At 63.6% G+C, this 19,876-nt stretch carries 20 protein-coding genes; 6 read left to right on the top strand and 14 right to left on the bottom strand.

Annotated features, from left to right (window positions below; all coding sequences use genetic code 11):
• Positions 1–15 precede the first annotated feature (15 nt).
• Positions 16–702 carry a DUF4197 domain-containing protein gene (locus MOP87_RS15785; protein ID WP_242809793.1) on the top strand — a complete coding sequence of 229 codons (687 nt, stop codon included), beginning with the start codon at positions 16–18 and terminating at the stop codon, positions 700–702.
• Positions 703–759: 57 nt separating this feature from the next.
• Here the strand turns inward: MOP87_RS15785 and MOP87_RS15790 are convergent, their stop codons facing one another.
• Both MOP87_RS15790 and MOP87_RS15795 read right to left on the bottom strand, forming a co-directional pair.
• Positions 760–3,828 carry an efflux RND transporter permease subunit gene (locus MOP87_RS15790; RefSeq protein ID WP_242809794.1) on the bottom strand — a complete coding sequence of 1,023 codons (3,069 nt, stop codon included), beginning with the start codon at positions 3,826–3,828 and terminating at the stop codon, positions 760–762.
• A 6-nt stretch (positions 3,829–3,834) separates the two neighbouring features.
• Positions 3,835–4,932 (bottom strand): efflux RND transporter periplasmic adaptor subunit, encoded by a 1,098-nt coding sequence (locus MOP87_RS15795; RefSeq protein WP_059183688.1) that lies wholly within the window; start codon positions 4,930–4,932, stop codon positions 3,835–3,837.
• Positions 4,933–5,105: 173 nt separating this feature from the next.
• Here MOP87_RS15795 and MOP87_RS15800 point away from each other — a divergent pair, with 173 nt between their 5' ends.
• A complete protein-coding gene (locus tag MOP87_RS15800; protein ID WP_145280628.1) occupies positions 5,106–5,747 on the top strand; it encodes a TetR/AcrR family transcriptional regulator C-terminal domain-containing protein in 642 nt (213 codons plus the stop codon).
• Positions 5,748–5,825: 78 nt separating this feature from the next.
• Here the strand turns inward: MOP87_RS15800 and MOP87_RS15805 are convergent, their stop codons facing one another.
• A complete protein-coding gene (locus MOP87_RS15805; RefSeq protein ID WP_049695519.1) occupies positions 5,826–6,602 on the bottom strand; it encodes a class I SAM-dependent methyltransferase in 777 nt (258 codons plus the stop codon).
• A 104-nt stretch (positions 6,603–6,706) separates the two neighbouring features.
• Between MOP87_RS15805 and MOP87_RS15810 the strand changes: the two genes are divergently transcribed.
• Complete coding sequence (locus tag MOP87_RS15810) at positions 6,707–7,327, top strand: hypothetical protein (protein WP_027913853.1); 621 nt, start codon at positions 6,707–6,709, stop codon at positions 7,325–7,327.
• 2 nt (positions 7,328–7,329) lie between these two features.
• On the opposite strand, the gene MOP87_RS15815 is transcribed toward MOP87_RS15810, so the two are convergent.
• From MOP87_RS15815 to ppc, 7 genes are all read right to left on the bottom strand, one after another.
• Positions 7,330–8,019 (bottom strand): extensin family protein, encoded by a 690-nt coding sequence (locus tag MOP87_RS15815; protein WP_027913852.1) that lies wholly within the window; start codon positions 8,017–8,019, stop codon positions 7,330–7,332.
• Positions 8,016–8,849 carry an isocitrate lyase/phosphoenolpyruvate mutase family protein gene (locus MOP87_RS15820; RefSeq protein WP_140174111.1) on the bottom strand — a complete coding sequence of 278 codons (834 nt, stop codon included), beginning with the start codon at positions 8,847–8,849 and terminating at the stop codon, positions 8,016–8,018. Before MOP87_RS15820 ends, MOP87_RS15815 begins: the two co-directional genes overlap by 4 nt.
• A 29-nt stretch (positions 8,850–8,878) precedes the next feature.
• Entirely contained in the window at positions 8,879–9,748 is an 870-nt protein-coding gene (locus tag MOP87_RS15825; RefSeq protein ID WP_049695517.1) for a DUF72 domain-containing protein, read from the bottom strand.
• 3 nt (positions 9,749–9,751) lie between these two features.
• Entirely contained in the window at positions 9,752–10,042 is a 291-nt protein-coding gene (locus MOP87_RS15830; protein ID WP_049695516.1) for a hypothetical protein, read from the bottom strand.
• 130 nt (positions 10,043–10,172) lie between these two features.
• A complete protein-coding gene (tsaB, locus tag MOP87_RS15835; protein WP_242809795.1) occupies positions 10,173–10,847 on the bottom strand; it encodes a tRNA (adenosine(37)-N6)-threonylcarbamoyltransferase complex dimerization subunit type 1 TsaB in 675 nt (224 codons plus the stop codon).
• 166 nt (positions 10,848–11,013) lie between these two features.
• Positions 11,014–11,664 carry an adenylate kinase gene (gene adk / locus MOP87_RS15840; RefSeq protein WP_028686901.1) on the bottom strand — a complete coding sequence of 217 codons (651 nt, stop codon included), beginning with the start codon at positions 11,662–11,664 and terminating at the stop codon, positions 11,014–11,016.
• Between the two features lie 256 nt (positions 11,665–11,920).
• A complete protein-coding gene (gene ppc / locus MOP87_RS15845) occupies positions 11,921–14,548 on the bottom strand; it encodes a phosphoenolpyruvate carboxylase (protein ID WP_145280622.1) in 2,628 nt (875 codons plus the stop codon).
• 197 nt (positions 14,549–14,745) lie between these two features.
• Between ppc and MOP87_RS15850 the strand changes: the two genes are divergently transcribed.
• The 3 genes from MOP87_RS15850 (at position 14,746) to MOP87_RS15860 (ending at position 16,613) form a co-directional block, all read left to right on the top strand.
• Positions 14,746–15,087: a pilin assembly protein gene (locus tag MOP87_RS15850; protein ID WP_242809796.1), complete on the top strand. Its 342-nt coding sequence runs from the start codon at positions 14,746–14,748 to the stop codon at positions 15,085–15,087.
• Positions 15,088–15,366: 279 nt separating this feature from the next.
• Complete coding sequence (locus MOP87_RS15855; RefSeq protein ID WP_023534068.1) at positions 15,367–15,780, top strand: DUF4398 domain-containing protein; 414 nt, start codon at positions 15,367–15,369, stop codon at positions 15,778–15,780.
• 50 nt (positions 15,781–15,830) lie between these two features.
• Positions 15,831–16,613: an OmpA family protein gene (locus MOP87_RS15860; RefSeq protein WP_027913844.1), complete on the top strand. Its 783-nt coding sequence runs from the start codon at positions 15,831–15,833 to the stop codon at positions 16,611–16,613.
• A gap of 88 nt (positions 16,614–16,701) precedes the next feature.
• On the opposite strand, the gene MOP87_RS15865 is transcribed toward MOP87_RS15860, so the two are convergent.
• The 4 genes from MOP87_RS15865 to MOP87_RS15880 all read right to left on the bottom strand — a co-directional run bounded on the left by MOP87_RS15865 (position 16,702) and on the right by MOP87_RS15880 (position 19,870).
• Complete coding sequence (locus tag MOP87_RS15865; protein WP_023534135.1) at positions 16,702–17,028, bottom strand: hypothetical protein; 327 nt, start codon at positions 17,026–17,028, stop codon at positions 16,702–16,704.
• Positions 17,025–17,948 carry an alpha/beta hydrolase gene (locus MOP87_RS15870; RefSeq protein WP_140174107.1) on the bottom strand — a complete coding sequence of 308 codons (924 nt, stop codon included), beginning with the start codon at positions 17,946–17,948 and terminating at the stop codon, positions 17,025–17,027. Before MOP87_RS15870 ends, MOP87_RS15865 begins: the two co-directional genes overlap by 4 nt.
• The gene (locus tag MOP87_RS15875; protein ID WP_197874152.1) at positions 17,920–19,218 is read right to left on the bottom strand and encodes a flavohemoglobin expression-modulating QEGLA motif protein; all 1,299 of its coding nucleotides are present in this window, start codon (positions 19,216–19,218) and stop codon (positions 17,920–17,922) included. The genes MOP87_RS15870 and MOP87_RS15875 overlap by 29 nt, the downstream gene beginning before the upstream one ends.
• 103 nt (positions 19,219–19,321) lie before the next feature.
• Positions 19,322–19,870 (bottom strand): hypothetical protein, encoded by a 549-nt coding sequence (locus MOP87_RS15880; RefSeq protein WP_049695514.1) that lies wholly within the window; start codon positions 19,868–19,870, stop codon positions 19,322–19,324.
• Positions 19,871–19,876: the final 6 nt, after the last annotated feature.

Raw genomic sequence — 19,876 nt, forward strand, 5'->3', positions numbered from 1 at the left:
TACAAGGACACTGCCATGACCCGCTCCTCCCTGCGTCTGACCACCCTGTGCGCCGGCCTGCTGCTGTCGGCCAGCGCCTTTGCCCTGTCGCTTGGCGACCTCAGCCAGAAGGACGCCACCGGTGGCCTGAAAGACGCACTGACCCAAGGCGCGCAGTTGGCCGTCAAGCAGCTGAGCACGCCGGGCGGCTTCAGCAACAACCCGGACGTGCGTATCGAGCTGCCCGGCAACCTGGGCAAGGCGGCCAAGGCCATGAAAATGTTCGGCAAAGGCGACCAGGTGGACGCGCTCGAAGCCGGCATGAACAAGGCCGCTGAGGCGGCCGTGCCGCAGGCCCAGGCGATTCTCGTCAACGCCGTGAGAAACATGACCGTGACCGATGCCAAGGGCATTCTAAGCGGCGGTCAGGATTCGGCCACCCAGTACCTGAACACAAGCAGCCGCGAGCAGATCCGTGCCAAGTTCCTGCCAATCGTCAAGCAAGCGACCGACCAGGTCGGCGTGGCCCAGCAGTACAACGCCTTCGCCGCACAGGCCAAAGGCCTGGGGCTGATCAAGAATGACGCCAACATCGAGAACTACGTGACGGAAAAGGCAATGGACGGTTTGTTCGAGATGATCGCCAAGCAGGAGCAGAGCATTCGGCAGAACCCTGCCCAGGCCGCCACGAGCCTGGCCAAGAAGGTATTTGGCGCACTCTGATCGCTACCTGAAAGGGGCCCCGCCGCGGGCCCTTTTTACACCGCAGCAAAAAGGCCGCTAGTCGCGTTCCCTGACCTTGAACCAGGCGGCGTACAACGCCGGCAGAAACAGCAGGGTCAAGGCGGTGGCGACGATCAGCCCGCCCATGATCGCCACGGCCATTGGCCCGTAGAACACGCTGCGCGACAACGGGATCATGGCTAGCACGGCCGCCAAGGCCGTCAGCACGATAGGCCGGAAACGGCGCACCGTGGCTTCGACGATGGCCTGCCAGCGCCCCAGCCCGGATGCGATATCCTGCTCGATCTGGTCCACCAGAATGACCGAGTTGCGCATGATCATGCCCGCCAGGGCAATGGTCCCCAGCATGGCGACGAACCCGAACGGCTGGTTGAACACCAGCAGGAACAGGGTCACGCCAATCAAGCCCAGCGGCGCCGTCAGAAAGACCATGACCGTGCGAGAAAAACTGCGCAGCTGAATCATCAGCAGGCTCAACACGACCACGATGAACAACGGCATGCCGTCATTCACCGATTTCTGCCCACGTTCTGCATCTTCCACCGTGCCACCCACCTCTAGCAGATAGCCATCGGGCAACTTGGCCCGGATGCCTTGCAAGGTAGGCTGTACCTGCTTGACCACCGTGGCCGGCTGTACCTTGTCGTAGATATCGGCCCGCACGGTCACCGTCGGCAGACGGTCGCGGTGCCAGATGATGCCTTCCTCGAAGCCGTAGGTCAGCGTGGCCACCTGTGACAGGGCCACGCTACGCCCGTTGTCCGTGGGCAGCGACAAGCTGGCGAGCTGGCTCAGGTCGTTGCGTTCCTGTGCGGTGCCTCGCAGCAGGATTTCGATCAGCTCATCGTCTTCGCGGTACTGGCTGACCGCGGTGCCTGTGAGCGAGCTTTGCAGGAAACTGGACAACTGGCGGGTGCTGACGCCCAAGGCGCGGGCGCGGTCCTGGTCGATCTCCACGAACACGGCTTTGCTGGGCTCTTCCCAGTCCAGGTGCACATTGACCACATGGGGGTTCTCCCGCACCTTTTCTGCCACTTCCCGGGCCAGGGCGCGTGCTTGTTCGATGTGCTCGCCTGTCACTCGGAACTGCACGGGGTAGCCCACCGGTGGGCCGTTTTCCAACCGGGTGACGCGCGCGCGCAGTTCAGGGAACTGCTGCTCGACCGTGCTGATCAGCCAACTGCGCAAGTCTTCGCGTGCTTGCATGGAGTCGGCCAACACCACGAATTGGGCGAAGCTGGCAGCGGGCAGTTGCTGATCCAAAGGCAAATAAAAGCGCGGCGACCCTGAACCGACATAGGCGACATAGTTGACGATGCCCTGTTGCAGCTTGAGCAACTGCTCAAGCTGCCGGACTTTCTCGCCCGTGTTGACCAGCGATGCGCCTTCGGCAAGCTTCAGGTCGACCATCAGCTCAGGACGCCCGGAGGCCGGGAAGAACTGCTGCGGTACGAAGCGAAACAGGAACACGCTGCCCACGAACGCGGCAATGGTCAGCACGATAACGGTCTTGCGGCGCCGCACGCACCATGCCACCACACGGCGCACACGCTGGTAGAAGGGGGTGGCATACGGGTCCGGTGCAGCGCCGCCGTTACCGTGGCGAGCGGCGTGTCGCTTGGCCAGATCCGGCAGCAACCGCTCGCCCAGGTAGGGCACGAAGAGCACGGCGGCCACCCAGGAGGTGAGCAACGCAATGGTCACCACCTGGAAGATCGACCGTGTGTACTCGCCGGTGCTGGAGGCAGCCGTGGCAATGGGCAGGAACCCGGCTGCGGTGATCAGGGTGCCGGTCAGCATGGGGAATGCCGTGCTGGTCCACGCATAGCTTGCCGCTTTCAGGCGGTCGAAGCCCTGCTCCATCTTGATCGCCATCATCTCCACGGCAATGATGGCGTCATCGACCAGCAACCCCAGGGCGAGCACCAGCGCACCCAGTGAGATCTTGTGCAGGCCGATGCCAAAGTAGTACATGGCGGCGAAGGTCATGGCCAGCACCAGGGGGATGGCCAGCGCCACCACCAACCCCGTGCGCACGCCCAGCGAAAAGAAACTGACCAACAACACGATCACCAGCGCCTCGCACAGCACCTGGACGAACTCGCCAACCCCTGCCTTCACCGCAGCGGGCTGGTCGGACACCTTGCGCAGCGACAAGCCGGCCGGCAAGCCGCGGGCCAGACGCTCGAATTCCGCTTCCAGGGCCTTGCCCAAGGTCAGGATGTCACCCCCATCCTTCATCGACACCGCCAGGCCGATGGCGTCTTCGCCCATGAAGCGCATCCGCGGCGCAGGCGGATCGTTGTAGCCCCGGTACACGCGCGCCACATCGCCCAGGCGAAACGTGCGCTCGCCCACGCGCAGTGGCAACTGGCGAATCTGCTCGACACTGTCGAATCGCCCACTGACCCGCAGTTGCACACGTTCGCTGGGCGTTTCGAAGAACCCGGCCGTGCTCACCGCATTCTGCTCCTGCAACGCCTGCTGCACCGCCTGCAAAGGGATGCCGAGGGTGGCCAGCTTGACGTTGGACAGTTCGATCCAGATCTTCTCGTCCTGCAAACCGATCAGCTCGACCTTGCCCACATCCTTGACCCGCTGCAGCTGGATCTGAATACGGTCCGCATAGTCCTTGAGGACCGCATAGTCGAAACCCGGCCCAGTCAGCGCATAGATGTTGCCGAACGTGGTGCCGAACTCATCGTTGAAGAACGGGCCCTGCACCTCGGGTGGCAGCGTGTGGCGGATGTCGGCGACCTTCTTGCGTATCTGGTACCACAATGTGGGGATATCGGCCGAGTGCAGAGCGTCGCGGGCCATGAAGGTCACCTGCGATTCACCGGGGCGCGAGAACGAGACGATCTTTTCGTACTCGCCGGTTTCCATGAGCTTTTTCTCGATGCGCTCAGTGACCTGGCGCGCCACCTCCTCAGCGGTGGCGCCGGGCCACAGGGTGCGGATGACCATGGCCTTGAAGGTGAAGGGCGGGTCTTCGCTCTGACCCAGCTTGGTGTAGGACAGCGCGCCAACGCCCGCGAGCAGTATCATCAAAAAGAGTACGATCTGGCGGTTGCGCAGCGCCCAGGCAGAGAGGTTGAAACCCATCCCGAGTTACTCCTTGCCCGTCAGGTCGACTGTACGGTTGGCGCGGTCCACGGGTCGCACCTGCTGGCCTTCGCGCAGCACATGACCGCCGGCTGCCACCACCCAGTCGTCAGCCGCAAGCCCCGCGAGCACAGGCACGCTGTCAGTCCCATAGGCGCCAAGCTGCACCGCGACCCGCTGCACACGGTGCTCGCCAGTGACCCGCCAGACGTACGCCTGGCCGGCTTCAGCCGTGACGGCCGACAAGGGAACCGACAACGGCACCTGCCCTGGGTGGGCGACCAATACCCTGGCGCTCTGCCCCAGCGTTGCCGGCACCTCGTTGGAGGTAAAGGCAACCCGAGCCGCGTAGGTTCTGGAGCGCGGATCGGCGGCCGGCGACAGCTCGCGGATCCGCCCCTCGAAGCGCCGCCCCGGGTGCGACCACAGCTCCACGGTGACCGGCTGGCCCACGGCGAAGCGGGCGTATTGCTGCTCGGGAACGGCGATGGCCACTTCGCGCTCGCCGTCAGCTGCCAAGGTCAATACCGTCTGACCCGCAGCGACGACTTGACCGACTTCGACCAGGCGCCTGGCTATCACCCCTGCCTGAGGCGCGCGCAACACAGCGTAGTCGGCCTGGTTACCCGCCACGTCGAACTCGGCCTTGGCCTGCTTGAGCCTGGCGACCCCAGCGCGATAGAGGTTTTCGGCGTTGTCGTACTGCGAGTGGCTGATCATCTGCTTGTCGAGCAACTTCTGGTAACGGTCACGCTCGGTGCGCACCAGCGCCAGGTTGGCCTCGGCACCGGCTACCTGCGCGCGGTTAGCCTCCAACTGCAGGCGCACATCCTGCGGGTCCAGTTCAGCCAGCGGCTGGTTGAGCTTGACCCGTTGCCCTTCTTCGACAAGCCGCTTGCTGACCTTGCCACCAATGCGAAAAGCCAGTTCCGGCTCCAGTCGCGCCCTGACCTCGCCTGGGTAGTTATCGGCCATCGCCTCGGCTGGCCGCGGCTGAACCACCAAAGCAGGGCGAACCACCGCAGGTAATGCAGGTTCCTGATTGCACGCCGTAAGCATCAAGAGGACCATGGGCAGGGCAAGGCTGAGGGCACGGGGCAACATCGGGAATCCCTTCGCAAAATGCTGATCGAATATTTGAACTGGCCGGTATAGTAAGTCAGCCATCAAGGCACGGGAAGAGCGTCCCGAGGTTTTTTTGGAGCGTTTGCGCGCTATTGCGGTCAAGAACAGCGAGCCACGCTCAAGCCGTATAAGATAGGCAACCTTCAAGGCAGATGCAGATCCCAATGTCCAACGACGTCTCCAGCGGCCCAGGCCGCCCAAAGGACCTTGCCAAGCGCCAGGCCATTCTCGAAGCGGCCAAGTCGCTGTTTCTGAGCCTGGGTTACGCAAGTACCAGCATGGATGCGGTCGCGGCGGCAGCGGGTGTATCGAAGCTGACGGTGTACAGCCACTTCACCGACAAACAGACACTGTTCTGCTCGGCGGTCATGGCCACGTGTCAGTTGCAGTTGCCCGATCAACTGTTCGAATACCCCGAGCACGCGCCGATAGAAGAAGTGCTCTTGACCATCGCCCGCAGTTTCCAGGCCCTGATCAGCAGTGACGAAGCCGTCAAGCTCAGTCGCCTGATCATGGCCCAGGGCACTAGCGATCCAGGCTTTGGCGAGTATTTCTACGAGGCCGGGCCCAAGCGGGTGCTGGCGGGAATGGAGGCCTTGCTGCGCGGGGCCGACGAGCGCGGGCTGTTGCGGATCGATGACCCGCTCAGGGCAGCGGAGCATTTCTTCTGCCTGGTAAAAGGCGCGCCGGATTACCGCCTGATGCTGGGCTGCGCCGAGCCGCTGTGCGGCGAAGCGGCCGAGGCGCACGTGTGCGAGGTGGTCGAGGTGTTTCTGCGCGCATTCAGGCCCTGAGTCGGGCCAGACTCGACAACCCACGTTGATCGTCCAGGGTCGCCTGCGGCGCAGGGCCCGGCCACCCTCATGCGGTGCTCAGCCTTTCAAGGCCTTCTTGGGGTAGATGTCATAGCGGCTCGACTTGCCCTCAAGGCCGTGGCTGGGTTTGGGTCCGTCGATGATCGGCGCCTTGCGCGGTCGCTTGACCACCACGCGGTGGGTCGCCAACGCCAGCGCCGCTTCGAGCAGCGCCGGGGCGTCCAGGTCGTCGCCGACCAACGGGCGGAACACGCGCATTTCCTTTTTCACCAGTGCGCTCTTGTCCCGGTGGGGAAACATCGGGTCCAGGTAGATCACCTGCGGCGGCTCGCCTTCCCAGTTGCGCATGCACTCGATGGCGTTGCCCGTCAGCAGGCGCATGCGCGCGACGATTGGCCCGACGTCCTCATCGGCACGGGCCCGCGCCAACCCGTCTTCCAGTAGCGCAGCCACAAGCGGCTGGCGCTCGATCAGGGTCATGTGGCAACCCAGACTGGCCAGCACGAAGGCGTCCTTGCCAAGCCCTGCGGTAGCGTCGAGTACCACCGGCCTCACACCCTGGGCGATGCCCACGGCCTTGGCGATCATCTGCCCGTTGCCACCGCCGAACTGGCGCCGGTGGGCAGCCTGGCCTTCGACGAAGTCGACCCGCACCGGGCCGGGGGCCTGGGGCCCCAACTGCTGGACCTGCAACCCCTCGGGGCCCAGCTGAACGGCGAACTGCGCGTCGTCATTCTGCAAGGGCAAGCCCAAGCGCTGCGCCCATGCCTGCGCCTGGCCCGCATACTCCTCGGACATCGCCTCGACCCTGATCCCCACGCCTTGCTCTTGCATCGCTCACACCTGAAAAAAACAACCTGGCCCTTAATGAACCGGCCAACGCGGCCGATACAGGCAATATCCCGCTATTCTGCCAGAGCACAACGCGCGCGACTGCCATGTCAGAAATTCTTCCTATCGGCTTGACCTACCTGTCGCCTGTCGACAACTACAGTCAGCACAACACCCAGGCACTGGGGGGCGTCAGCCACCTGTGGCAGGATTTCTTCGCCCGGGCAATGGCGGAGCAATCTGAAACGCCCGTCGACAGCGTCAGCCAGTCATTCGTGCAGTACGACCAGGCCAGCGGAGAACCTGTCGGCGGCGCCCGTGCCCTGGCCTTGATCGACGCGCAACGCGCCTGCCCGGTGCAAGACACCGTGGTCGCGCCACCCGAGCCGTTGTTCCTGCCCAAGGCCGAACTGGAGGCCAACCTGCTGCCGCCCGCCCCCGAGCCGTTCGGTGCGCTGGAAATGATCGAGCAGCAGCGTCAGCTTGATATCGACAACAGTTGGGTTCGGCCCGTGGTCGCCCGTCAGGGCCAACCCTTAGCTGAACCGGGTCCCGGCCCTGCACCACGGCCTCTGTTCCTGCCGATCGCCGAGTTCGACAGCACGTTGCTGGACCCGGCCCCCGAACCGTTCGATGAACCGACCCTGGCACGCCAGCAGCACGACCTGGCCTTCGACATGCACTGGGCGCGCCCAGTGGTGTTGAACAACGTGCGCGCTTACGCCTGAAGCTAACGGCACACCTGCCAACGGCCCATGTCCACATGAAAGTGATCGCGGTGCGCGGCATTGTACTCCGGCCCCAGCACCGTGCTGAAGTGCTCGCACGCCGCCTGACGTACCTCACGCAAGAACATCGCCTTGTCCCCGGTCCCCTGCCAGTCGCGCGCCAGGACGATGCGTTGGCCGTCCCGCAGGCGAAAACCTGCAATGTCCAGGGCGTTGGCGCTGGCATGCTGGCTCAAGCGCCCTGCCTTGCGGTTGTAGACGTTGCGGCAGGCAAAGCTACCCAGGTGATCGACCTGCACCACCGACTGGCCCAGCACGCGCTGAGCCACCGGCTGCAGGCCGTGGCGCTCGAACAGGGCGTAGGCGACCGCCAGCGGGCAGCTGGCCAGGAAACTGCTGCTCAGGCGGGCCTGCCCACCTTCGATACGCCAGACATTGCTCAGTGGGCATTTGGCCGAGGCTGGGCTGTCAGCCTGCGCCCGGTAGCGCAGTTGACTGCTTTGAAGCGCCTGTTGGCAAAGCGCCGGGTCGTCGCGCAGACGCTTGAGCTTGAAGCCAGTCAGCCAGTTGGGCGGCTGGCTGACGTCCAAGGGGGCAAGCGGGTTCCACTGCGCAGGCGGGCGCCAGCCCAGGTGCCACGCCTGGCCGGCGGCCAGCACCAGCACGCCCAGAAGCAGCAGAACGACTTTCATCCGCGGCGGAACAGCTCATTGAGCTGATCGAACGGCAAGGCCTGCTCGGCGTAGCCAAACGTACCCTGTTCACGGATTTCCTGCGCAGCCCGCTGTAAGGCGCCAAAGGCCGCACGCGCCATCGACGAACCGACGCTAACGCGCCGTACACCCAGGTCCTGAAGCTGGTTGACGCACAACGGCACCCCCGCCATGCCCATCAGCACGTTCAGTGGGCGAGGCGCCAGCGCCTGCACCACTGCCCGCACTTCCTCGGCCGTACGCAGCCCAGGGGCGTAGAGCACATCGGCGCCCGCCTCGGCGAAAGCCTGCAGGCGCTCGATGGTGTCGTCCAGGTCCTGGCGCCCGTGCAGCAGGTTTTCCGCGCGCGCGCACACGGTGAAGGGAAAAGGCAGGCTGCGCGCCGCCTGCACGGCAGCACGAACACGCTCCACCGCAAGGCCCTTGTCGTAGATAGGTGACGCGGCGCGGCCACTGGCGTCCTCGATGGAGCCACCGACCAGCCCTGCCTCAGCAGCGCGCAGAATGGCCTGGGCGCAATCCTCGGGCAGATCCCCGAAGCCGTTCTCAAGGTCCGCAGCCACTGGCAATGCGGTGGCGTCGACGATTTCGCCTGCGTTGTCCAGCACGTCATCGAGGCTTAGCGCCCCTTCGGCATCCGGGCGCCCCAGGCTGAAGGCAAGCCCGGCGCTGGTGCTGGCCAAGGCCTCGAAACCCAGGCTGGCCAGCAGCTTGGCTGAACCGGCGTCCCAGGGGTTGGCCATGACGAAGGCGCCATCGCGTTGATGCAAGGCCTTGAAGGCTTCGGCTCGCAGGGTTTGCACATCCATGATCAAGCACTCCGGCAATGGGGAAGAAATCAGAGCAGGCCCAGCTGTTCGACCTCCGGCGCTCGCGGCAATTCCGGCAGTGCGGCCAGCCCGGGCAGGCGTAACATGAGCCGCTGGTGGAAACGTTGCGCCAACGCGGCCGCCAGGCGGTTGTCAGCAGTGTGCAAGAAGATGTACGGGCTGCGCCCCTCTTCGATCCACGCAGCCAGCTTGTCCACCCAAGGGGTCAGGAAGGGTTCGTTGTACTCAAGCGCCGGATGGCCGATGAAGCGCACCTGCGGACGCTGACTGAACGCGGCTGGTCGCGGCGGAACGTTGGGCTTCTTGGACTGGGCATGCACGATGGCGGGGTCAGTGGAGGTACAGCTGAACAGCGCCCTGGGATCGAGACACACCCGCTCGACACCCAAGTCGGCCAGCAGGCGGTTGAGCGCGCGTTCATCCTCGCCCTTGGCGAAGAACGCCGGGTGGCGCACCTCCACTGCAACGTTTACACCCACCTGCTGCAGGAACTGGCTCAGCTCTGCCAGTCGCCCCGGGCCGTACGAAGCGGGCAACTGCAGCCAGTAAGGGGACACGCGCGGCCCGAGCGGCGCCATCAGGCGAATGAAGTCAAAGGCAGGTTCGAGATGGTCGCGCAGGTCGCCACCGTGGCTGATGTCGCGGGGGAACTTGGCCGTGAAGCGAAAATGCGCTGGCATCGTTGCCGCCCACCGGGCCACCGTGGCAGGCGATGGCCTGGCATAGAACGTGGTATTGCCTTCGACGGCATTGAAGACCTGGCTGTACAGCCCAAGCATCTGCGCGGCGCTGGCGTCGGCAGGGTACAGGTACTCACGCCAGGCGTTTTCGCTCCACGAGGGGCAGCCAATGAAATAGGGGATGGACGGCAGGCTCATCCGTCAAATGTACAGGTCGAGCCCCAGTACTTCCATGTCCCAGTCGGTAAAGCCCGCTGTGCTCAGGTAACTGGCAAGTGCCGAGGCGGTGCGCCGGTCACGGGCGCGGGGGAACACCATGTCCTGCTGACGGGCTGGCAGCGTCCCGGTACGGCGACGAGCAGCAGGCTCCTGGGCTGCCATGGCGACCTCTTCCACCAGTTCGCCATCATCGGCCACGTCATCATGCACCGCTGCCTTGCGCGGCGTACGCTTGATCGGAAAGGACTGTGATGAGAAACCGTCGACACGCATGGCATGGGCACCCAGGACCAATGATGGCAATTTAGCAGCATTGATGGCCCGCCGCTAATGCTCGATTGAGAACTTGACCACACTTTATGCAAAAGGTTGTAGCACTATCGAGCGTGCCCGACGAACAGCCTTACTGCTTTTTGGGCGTTGCCACGTTATCGCGCAGGTAAATCGGCTGAGCCTGCTCAGCTGCGATGGCTTCACCCCGGGCCCAGGCAAAGCGCGCCAGGCTCAGCACATCAAGGGCACTGGGCAAGGCCGAGGGGTCGCTTGCGTCAGCAGTGACCGCTAGGCGCTCGGCATAGCCCCAACCCGTACCTGCTCCGAACCATGGTCCTTGCGCCCCTGCTGGCAACGCCACACATTCAGGTGGCAGCACCGCTTCAGCGCCTTGCAGGCGCATTTCCCCGGCTATGGCCTGATAGCAGCCCCAGTACACCTCGTCCATACGCGCATCGATGGCGGCGGCCACTTGCTGGGCACCCTGTTGACGCAGTGCGCCCTGGGCCAGCGCTGCGAGATTGGACACCGGCAACACGGGCCGCTCCAGGGCGAAAGCCAGCCCCTGCACCACGCCGATGGCAATGCGCACACCAGTGAACGCACCCGGGCCACGGCCGAACGCAATGGCATCGACCGTGCCCAGGGCTACGCCGGATTCGGCCAGCAGTTGCTTGATCATTGGCAGCAACTTCTGGGCATGCATGCGTGGGATCACCTCGTAATGGCTGGTTACCTCACCGTTATGCAGCAGTGCAACGGAACAGGCTTCGGTGGCGGTATCCAGGGCCAACAAGGTGGTCATCGAACAGGTATCCAGGTGTGAGTGGGAAAGAGCGCGAGTATAGAGCAGCCGCGCCTTCGTGTCCCAAAGGGCCGCCGTGTGGGCTGCCGGGGATACGCCCACACCGCACAAGGCCAAAAACGACAACGGCCCGCAAGCGGGCCGTCGTTCAATGACAATGTGCCGATCAGCTCAGCGCGGCCAGTACCTTGGCAGTGATCGCTTCTACCGAGCCCACACCTTCGATGTGGCTGTACTTGGGCTTGCCACCGTTGGTCGCCGACAGCTTCTGGTAGAAGTCTACCAATGGCTTGGTCTGGCTGTGGTAGACCGACAGGCGATGGCGAACGGTTTCTTCCTTGTCGTCATCGCGCTGGATCAGGTCTTCGCCAGTGACATCGTCCTTGCCTTCGATTTTCGGCGGGTTGTACTGGACATGGTAGGTACGGCCCGAGGCCAGGTGCACACGACGGCCTGCCATGCGGCCAACGATCTCTTCGTCGTCCACGGCGATCTCGACCACGGCATCAATGTTCACGCCCGCATCGTCCATGGCCTCTGCCTGTGGGATAGTGCGCGGGAAACCGTCGAACAGGCAGCCGTTGGCGCAATCAGGCTGGGCGATGCGCTCTTTGACCAGGCTGATGATCAACTCGTCGGAGACCAGTTGGCCGGCATCCATGACTTTTTTCAGCTCCAGGCCCAGGGGCGTGCCGGCCTTGACCGCCGCACGCAGCATGTCGCCGGTGGAGATCTGTGGAATACCGAACTTTTCGGTGATGAACTTTGCCTGAGTACCTTTACCGGCCCCGGGAGCTCCCAGCAGAATTACGCGCATCTTGTGCTCCTCAAATTTTTGTATGCAATTCAATGGATTCGGCAACCAGGGCCAAGTCCGGAAATTAGGTATGACCATGAATCGGTCAGAAGGCTGCTCAAGATACACAGCGCCTGCCAGCCCGACAAGCGTCCCAAAGTTGCATGAATGCATCACTTCAGGTCGAGCGGGTCAGTGGTTGCGCCCAGCGCAACCCCCGTGCCGTCGCTGTTCGATGCCCCCCTGCACCTTTCTGAAGCAGCCCCGCCCCCTCCCCTCAACCGGTGTTGCGCAGCCCCGCGGCGATACCGGCGATGGTCACCAGCAACGCCTGCTCCAGCGGGCTGTCCAGAGCGGCCTGGCGGTCACGCGAACGCGCCAGCAGTTCTGCCTGCAGCCGATGCAGCGGGTCCAGGTAGGTGTTGCGCAGGCGGATGAATTCCAGGGTTTCGGGGCTATGCGCCAGTAGCACCTGCTGCCCGGTCAGGCTCAGCACGACCTGGCACGACTGCGACAATAGGTCGCGCAGCTGTGTACCTAAAGGTAGCAGGTGCGGTTGCACCAGACGTTGGTCGTAGGCCTCTGCAATTTGGGCATCGGCTTTGGCCAGGACCATCTCCAGCATGTCGATGCGCGTGCGGAAGAACGGCCACTGCTCGCGCATCTGTGCAAGCAACGGGCCCTGCCCGGCAGCCAGCGCGTTGTTCAGTGCCGTCTCCCAACCCAGCCAGGCTGGGAGCATCAGTCGAGTCTGGGTCCAGCCGAAGATCCAGGGGATGGCGCGCAGGCTTTCGATACCGCCGGCACGTCGCTTGGCCGGGCGACTGCCCAGCGGCAGGCGCCCCAACTCCTGCTCGGGGGTCGACTGGCGGAAGTACTCGACGAAGTCCGGGTGCTCACGCACCACGTCGCGGTAGGCCTTGACCCCATCGGCAGCCATCTGATCCATGAGGTCGCGCCAGGCCGGCTGCGGGGGCGGCGGTGGCAGCAGCGTGGCTTCGAGCACGGCGGCCAGATACAGGTTGAGGTTCTGCTCGGCAATGCCAGGCAAGCCGAACTTGAAGCGGATCATCTCCCCCTGTTCGGTGGTGCGGAACCGCCCGGCGACCGAACCCGGCGGTTGCGACAAAATGGCGGCGTGAGCCGGGCCGCCGCCGCGCCCCACCGTACCGCCCCGGCCATGGAACAGCAGCAATTCGACCTGGTGCTCGGCGCAAATGCGCACCAGGCTTTCCTGGGCGCGGTACTGGGCCCAGGCCGCGGCCGTGGTGCCCGCATCCTTGGCCGAATCGGAATAGCCGATCATGACCTCCTGAGGGCCATGCAGGCCGGCGCGATAACTGGGCAGCGCCAGCAGACGCTGCATCACCGGGCCCGCGTTATCCAGGTCAGCCAAGGTTTCGAACAGCGGCACCACCCGCATCGGACGGGTCAGGCCGGCTTCCTTGAGCAGCAATTGCACCGCCAGCACGTCCGACGCAGCACCTGCCATCGAAATCACGTACGAGCCCAGCGAGGCGCCTGGCGCCGCGGCGATCTCCCGGCAGGTGGCCAACACCTCGGCCGTCTCGTCCTGAGGCTCGAAGTGGGCTGGCAGCAGCGGCCTACGGTTGGCCAGCTCCTGTTCCAGGAAGTCAATACGCTGTTCCTCATCCCAGTCGGCATACCGGCCCATGCCTAGGTACTCGGTGATTTCGCTCAGCGCATCACGGTGACGCGCGGCGTCTTGGCGCACGTCCAGCCTGACCAGGAAGAGGCCGAAGGTCACGGCCCGGCGCAGGCAGTCCAGCAGCGGGCCATCGGCGATGATGCCCATGCCGCAGTCATGCAGCGACTGGTGACACAATTGCAACGGTGCAACCAGCTCGCGGTTGTCCACCAGCACGTCAGGCCCAGGCGGTACGTTGGCAGACAGTGCCGAATGGGCCCAGCTGCGAGTTGCCCGCAAGCGCTCGCGCAGTTGCTTGAGCAGCGCACGGTAAGGCTCCGGGCTGTCGCCCACGTGCTCGCGCAAGGCCGTACTGGCCTGTTGCATGGAAAGCTCGGCCGCCAGCGCATCGATATCGCGCAGGAACAGGTCCGCTGCCATCCAACGGGCCAGCAGCAGGACTTCCCGGGTGACCTTGGCGGTAACATTGGGGTTGCCGTCCCGGTCGCCGCCCATCCACGAAGCGAAGCGGATGGGGGCCGCCGTCAGTGGCAGCCGCTGGCCGGTCGCCTCCTGCAGGGCGTGATCGACTTTGCGCAGGTGGTTGGGGATGGCGTGCCACAACGAGTGCTCGATCACGGCGAAGCCCCATTTGGCCTCATCCACGGGCGTGGGGCGTGTACGGCGGATTTCCTCGGTATGCCAGGCCTCGGCAATCAGACGGCGCAAGCGGTCGCGGATCTGCGCGGTTTCGGCGGGGGTCAGGTCGCGATGATCCTGGGCAGCCAGCTGGGCGGCGATGGCGTCGTACTTCTGGATCAGGGTACGCCGCGAGACTTCGGTAGGGTGCGCTGTGAGCACCAGCTGGATATCCAGGCCAGCCAACTGCCGCGCCAGGTCCTGATCGTCATGGCCGGCCTGCTTGAGGCGGGCCAGCAGCTCCGGCAGCACGCGGGCCTCGAAGGGCTCGGGTTGGTCGGCATCGCGGCGTCGTATCAACTGGTATTGCTCGGCCATGTTGGCCAGGTTGAGGAACTGGTTGAATGCCCTGGCCACCGGCAACAGTTCGTCATCGTCCAGATCACCCAGGGTCGAGCTGAGCTCTTCGCCGGCATTGCGTCGATCAGCTTTCGCGCTGTGACGAATATCCTCGATCTTCTGCAAAAATTCATCGCCATACTGGTGACGAATCGTGTCGCCGAGCAGCTCTCCCAGCACATGGACATCTTCACGCAAACGCACATCGATATCGGTCATTGGCCCTCTCCGTGGCGCAGCTCAAGCGCCTGGCATGCCTTGTTAGGCTCATCGCGCTGCCTGTGAGGCCGCGACCTCATGCCAGAGTGCCAAGAGCAAGGCGGCGATGGCAAGCCATGCACACCCAAAGCAAACTAATGTCGATGCTCACCACTCTCATGCCTTGCGTGCCCTAGCAGGCGCTAACAGAGGTCATCATGAAAATTCGTGAACTCGCCCAGCACTGGGAACAGAACGCGGCCGGCACCCTCAGCCGTACCGAACATGTGTTGCACCTTGATCTGGAGTCCGAAGCGCGCCTGGCGGCGCTCATCGACATGTACCCCAAGCGAACCGCCGAAGCGCTACTTGGCGAACTGGTCGGTGCGGCGCTGGAGGAGCTGGAGGCAAGCTTCCCCTATGTCCAGGGACGCCAGGTCATCGCCACCGATGAAGAGGGTGATCCCTTTTACGAAGACGTAGGGCCCACGCCCCGCTTCCTCGCACTTTCGCGTCAGCATTTGCATGCGCTGAACGGGGCGGGGGGAGATGAGAAATGACCGTCGCCCGACCAAGACTTCGGTTTCTGGCCGTAGCGAAAACCGCTTGGGCAGGCAAAAGTTCCGCTGAATTTCAGCTGACCGATTAGTCAGAAAGAGTTACTCGTAATCTGGACTTTTTACTGAACTATTCGAAAATTCTTCCAGTCGGAGCCAATAGCCATCACGCTAAAACCCTGCACACCGGTACTTGTGCGCCATTCAGCTGAAGCGCATGAAAACGGTCCGGGGAATGAGCGATGGACTGCTACGGACATCGTCATTATCAGGAGTGATCCAATGGAGCTGACCACCATGAAAACCCGCACTGTCAAACCTTCATCCACTTACGTGCGCGGGTTCAAGCTGGCCGCGCTGGCCCTGGGCAGTAGCCTGGTCCTGGCTGGCTGTGCAGGCAACCCGCCAACCGAACAGTATGCTGTGACCCAGTCCGCCGTGAACTCTGCCGTCAGCGCAGGCGGCACCGAGTACGCTGCTGTCGAAATGAAAGCAGCTCAGGACAAGTTCAAGCAGGCCGAAATCGCCATGCATGACAAGAAGTACGACGAAGCCAAGCGTCTGGCCGAACAGGCCGAATGGGACGCGCGTCTCGCCGAACGTAAGGCCCAGGCGGCCAAGGCCCAGAAGGCCGTACAGGACGCCCGTCAAGGCGCCCAGGACGTACGTGAGGAAGGCCTGCGCAGCGCTCAATGAGCCCTGCCCTGTCTCCCTTAGCCTTCGCACTCGATCAAAGGATGAACACTATGCGCAAACACGTCATGATTCCCGCCCTCCTGGCCCTGAGCGTCGGTCTCGCTGCCTGCTCGCACGACCCGAACGCCAACCTGGAAGCGGCTCGCACCAACTTCTCTTCCCTGCAGAGCGATCCGCAGGCCAGCAAAGTGGCTGCCCTTGAAACCAAGGACGCCCAGGATTGGCTGAACAAGGCTGACAAAGCCTACATGGACCGCGAAGACGAGCAGAAGGTCGACCAACTGGCCTACCTGACCAACCAGCGTGTTGAAGTGGCCAAGCAGACCATCGCCCTGCGCACTGCTGAAGGCGACCTGAAAAACGCCGCCGCGCTGCGCGCACAGGCCAAGCTGGACGCCCGTGACGCCCAGATCGCCAAGCTGCAGCAAAGCCTGAACGCCAAGCAGACCGAGCGCGGCACCCTGGTGACCTTCGGCGACGTGCTGTTCGACTTCAACAAGGCTGAGCTCAAGAGCAATGCCTACCCGAACATCACCAAGCTGGCTCAGTTCCTTCAGGAAAACCCTGAGCGCAAAGTGATCGTCGAGGGTTACACCGACAGCGTCGGCTCGGCCAGCTACAACCAGTCCCTGTCCGAGCGTCGCGCCGGCAGCGTACGCATGGCACTGGTCCGCGCAGGTGTAGACCCAGCGCGCATCGTTGCCCAGGGCTATGGCAAGGAATATCCTGTAGCGGATAACTCCAGCAACTCGGGCCGTGCCCAGAACCGTCGTGTGGAAGTGACCATTTCCAATGACAACCAGCCAGTTGCACCGCGTTCTTCGATGAAGTAACGCTGCACGGCAGGAACAAGAACCCCGCGCTGGAGCGTCCCTCCAGCGCGGGGTTCTTTTTTGGTGCTACCGGTTAGCCACGTAGGCCCTATCGCACCTGCTGCGGCGTATCGGCGCCCACGCAGCGTACGGCGCGCTTGCGGCTGTCGACGAGCACGCCACTGAGGCCTTTTTGCTGGGTGTCGAACAGTACCAGCACGCCATCGGCGCACTGGGCTACCTGCGCTGCGGGCTCCAGTGACACCTTGTAGTCTTCGCCCGGTACCGTCTTGAGCATGGTGAAATCCTGCAGCAACAAGGCATCCTCAGGCTTGGCGAAGTGCAGGTAGCCGTAGTACCACAGGGCCCCCACCGTCACGATAATGCTGCCGACTCCTGTCAGGATCAGCGGTATGGCGTTGCGTTCTTCGCTCATTGCGGGTTCTTCTCGTCATAGGCATTGGGCACTTCGGCGAGCCGCCGCAGGCCGGTGAAGTGGCTGGGGTCATCCAGAAAACGCAGCATCACTTCACGCCAGGTAGGGTCGGCGAACGTCTGCACGTGTCCACCTCGGGTCAACTGCAGCACCCGTGGAGGGGGTGCCTGCTGATACAGGCGGATGACGTTGTTCATGGGCACCAGGTCATCATCGATGCTGTGGAAAAAGAGCTTGGGCGGGCTGGTCAGCTGTCCGACGGACTCGATGGCGCTATCGGCATCGGGCACCAGCCAGGACAACGGCACCTGAAGCGGCCAGGTCATCCACGAGGTGCTCAAGGCGTATCGGCCCACCGCCCGGTAGCTGGCCGGAACGCCGTCGAACACCAGAGCGCTGAAGCGTTCGCGCTGCTCGGGATGGGCCGCCAGGTAGTGGATGGCCATGGCACCGCCCAGGCTCTGCCCCAGCAAGACCAGGGGCTTGCCCTTGACCTGCGGCGACTGGTCGAGCCAGGCCATGGCGGCGGCGATATCCTGATAGACCTCAGGTAGCCGCGGCTTGCCATCGGACAGGCCGTAGCCTCGGTAGTCGATCATCAGCACTTGGTAACCCTGCTCCGGCAACCAGTAGCTGCCGCCCAGGTGACCGGGCAGATTGCCCCCATTGCCGTGCAGGTGCAGTACCGTGCCCTTGACCGCCACCCCTTGCTTGGCCGGCAACCACCAGGCATGCAGGCGTACACCGTCGGCGGCGACCAGGGTGACATCGCTGTAGGCGAGCCTGGCGCGCTCTGGCGTGAACGCTTGGCCCCGCTCAGGGTAGAACAGCAAGCCGCTGCACCCGCCCAGCAGCACCAGCACCATGCCCGCCGTCAGCAGGCGGAGCCCGTCAAAGGATATTCGCGTAGTCGGTTTCAATACGGTCCAGGCTCAAGTGGTTGAGGAAGTTGGAAAAGCACATCCAGGCCGACAAGGCGTTCAAGTCGCGGAATTGCTCAGGCAGGTACTTGGGCGGCTCCACCAGGCCCTCCTCGACAAGCTGGCGCAGGGTGCGCATGTCTTCGAGGGTGGTCTTGCCACAGAACAGCAGCGGTATCTGCTCCAGCTTGCCCTTCTTCACGGCCAACTGAATGTAGTTGTAAACCATGATGAAGCCCTTGAGGTAGGACAAGTCCTTGGTGAATGGCAAGCCATTGGGCACCGACCCACGGAATACCCGGCTGGCATTGCTGTAGCTTTGCCCCATGTCGAAGCCCTGCTCCTGGAAGAACCGGTACACCTGCATGAAGTCCGCACCGTCCTCGACCATGTGTATGGCGCGGGTGCGGTTGGTCAGTTTGCGCAGGCGGCTGGGGTAGGAGGCGAAAGCGATGACTTCCATCAGGATGGCCAGGCCTTCCTGGGTCACCGTCGAGGAAGGCGGGCCCTTGGCCAGGAACGTGCAGATAGGCTGGTTCAGGCCATTGAGGGTAGTGCCCACGTGCACCAACCCCTCGTGCACTTCCAGGGCCCGTACATCGCGCGCGTTGAACATGGCATCGGCACGCACCTTGATGTAGTCGGCACCGGCGGCGGCATCGGCCACGATACCGTCGGACTCGAACACGCGAATGGTCCCCTCGGCTTCACCGAACACCTTGTTCAACCGGCACTGGAGGATTTCCACCGCCTGCTTGGCCGTCAGGTCCTTCGGCTCGTCCTTGAGGTCACCGCGTCCATCGATGTTGTTCAGGTAGTCCGACAGCATCAGGCCAAGGTCGGCCAGGGTCGGGTCACCGGCATGGAAAACATCGGAGGCAGCGCCGTACAGCTCCTGGGAAATCAGACCGAAATCTTCCGTACCCCTGGCCTCGAGCATGCGCACGACCATGCGGTACTCGCGGCACATGCGTTTCATGATCTGCCCCACGGGGCTGAACTGGCCAAGCTGGCGAATGATGTCACGCTCGATGGCCTGGAACTCCGCCTTCACAGCGCTGGAGTCGAACCCCAGTGAGCGCGCCTGATAATAGGCACGGTCCACGGCAGGCGGGATCTTGCCCTTGGCCTCGAAGAAGCCGCGACGGATGCCATCGTCCCACTTGACTGCATCGAGCACGCGAATCGGCGTTTGCGCAGCCACGATGCGGTCGGACAGTGCGCGAATGGTTTGCTGGTACTCGTCCACAAAGAAATCCTTATCGGCCATCAGGCCAAGCCATGTCCCGCTCGTGTCGGCCGACTCAAGTGTCGAGCAGCCGAGGCGAGAGTGCGCCCTTGGCGCATCCGCGAATCACCAGAGACTTGCCCTGTCACTGGCCAGCGCGTTTGAAGCGCACTGCCTCCACGAACAGGTCCGAATTCGCTGGGTCGTTGAGGTAGGCCAGGACACGCGCTGGTGGGCTGTCGACCAGCAGACCCTCGCCGTTGTCCTGCGCCACCTCGGTGCTGTGCCCGCTCAATTCCTTGCTGTCCACGGCCTGCTGCACTTGCTGCAGATCGAGGTTATAGACCACCAGCTCCTTGCCATCGACGATATCGAAACCACCGATCACGTAGTTGCCGCCCAGGTCGCCAGGCACTCGCGCCGACAGGTACCAGCGGTTACCCTGCTGGGCCACATTGAATACATAGGTTTGGGCAGATTTGCCCTTGGGTGTGGCCACCGCTTTGTAGGCACCTGCGTCGGCACGCGTGATGACCAGCTTCAGCGGCTCGCCCCAGGCGTCCTTGGTGGTCCAGCTGCCCACCAGCCCCTTGGGGGCCGAGGACTTACCGGGTAGCGGTTCGGAAAAGGTCACCAGACAACCGCCCAGCATCAGGAATGACAGCGTCAACAGCACCACACGCCAGGCTTTCATCAGGTT

It is taken from the genome of Pseudomonas sp. I3-I5 (assembly GCF_022699445.1).
Lineage (GTDB): Bacteria > Pseudomonadota > Gammaproteobacteria > Pseudomonadales > Pseudomonadaceae > Aquipseudomonas > Aquipseudomonas fulva.

What these genes read in the sequence shown, in the direction of transcription:
- MOP87_RS15815 (WP_027913852.1), bottom strand. Translation starts at nt 8,019, where the DNA reads ATGAAAGTCGTTCTGCTGCTTCTGGGCGTGCTGGTGCTGGCCGCCGGC.
- MOP87_RS15795 (WP_059183688.1), bottom strand. Translation starts at nt 4,932, where the DNA reads ATGTTGCCCCGTGCCCTCAGCCTTGCCCTGCCCATGGTCCTCTTGATG.
- MOP87_RS15860 (WP_027913844.1), top strand. Translation starts at nt 15,831, where the DNA reads ATGCGCAAACACGTCATGATTCCCGCCCTCCTGGCCCTGAGCGTCGGT.
- ppc (WP_145280622.1), bottom strand. Translation starts at nt 14,548, where the DNA reads ATGACCGATATCGATGTGCGTTTGCGTGAAGATGTCCATGTGCTGGGA.
- MOP87_RS15865 (WP_023534135.1), bottom strand. Translation starts at nt 17,028, where the DNA reads ATGAGCGAAGAACGCAACGCCATACCGCTGATCCTGACAGGAGTCGGC.
- MOP87_RS15790 (WP_242809794.1), bottom strand. Translation starts at nt 3,828, where the DNA reads ATGGGTTTCAACCTCTCTGCCTGGGCGCTGCGCAACCGCCAGATCGTA.
- MOP87_RS15850 (WP_242809796.1), top strand. Translation starts at nt 14,746, where the DNA reads ATGAAAATTCGTGAACTCGCCCAGCACTGGGAACAGAACGCGGCCGGC.
- MOP87_RS15800 (WP_145280628.1), top strand. Translation starts at nt 5,106, where the DNA reads ATGCAGATCCCAATGTCCAACGACGTCTCCAGCGGCCCAGGCCGCCCA.
- MOP87_RS15875 (WP_197874152.1), bottom strand. Translation starts at nt 19,218, where the DNA reads ATGGCCGATAAGGATTTCTTTGTGGACGAGTACCAGCAAACCATTCGC.
- MOP87_RS15880 (WP_049695514.1), bottom strand. Translation starts at nt 19,870, where the DNA reads ATGAAAGCCTGGCGTGTGGTGCTGTTGACGCTGTCATTCCTGATGCTG.
- MOP87_RS15820 (WP_140174111.1), bottom strand. Translation starts at nt 8,849, where the DNA reads ATGGATGTGCAAACCCTGCGAGCCGAAGCCTTCAAGGCCTTGCATCAA.
- MOP87_RS15810 (WP_027913853.1), top strand. Translation starts at nt 6,707, where the DNA reads ATGTCAGAAATTCTTCCTATCGGCTTGACCTACCTGTCGCCTGTCGAC.
- MOP87_RS15825 (WP_049695517.1), bottom strand. Translation starts at nt 9,748, where the DNA reads ATGAGCCTGCCGTCCATCCCCTATTTCATTGGCTGCCCCTCGTGGAGC.
- MOP87_RS15830 (WP_049695516.1), bottom strand. Translation starts at nt 10,042, where the DNA reads ATGCGTGTCGACGGTTTCTCATCACAGTCCTTTCCGATCAAGCGTACG.
- adk (WP_028686901.1), bottom strand. Translation starts at nt 11,664, where the DNA reads ATGCGCGTAATTCTGCTGGGAGCTCCCGGGGCCGGTAAAGGTACTCAG.
- MOP87_RS15785 (WP_242809793.1), top strand. Translation starts at nt 16, where the DNA reads ATGACCCGCTCCTCCCTGCGTCTGACCACCCTGTGCGCCGGCCTGCTG.
- MOP87_RS15805 (WP_049695519.1), bottom strand. Translation starts at nt 6,602, where the DNA reads ATGCAAGAGCAAGGCGTGGGGATCAGGGTCGAGGCGATGTCCGAGGAG.
- MOP87_RS15855 (WP_023534068.1), top strand. Translation starts at nt 15,367, where the DNA reads ATGGAGCTGACCACCATGAAAACCCGCACTGTCAAACCTTCATCCACT.
- tsaB (WP_242809795.1), bottom strand. Translation starts at nt 10,847, where the DNA reads ATGACCACCTTGTTGGCCCTGGATACCGCCACCGAAGCCTGTTCCGTT.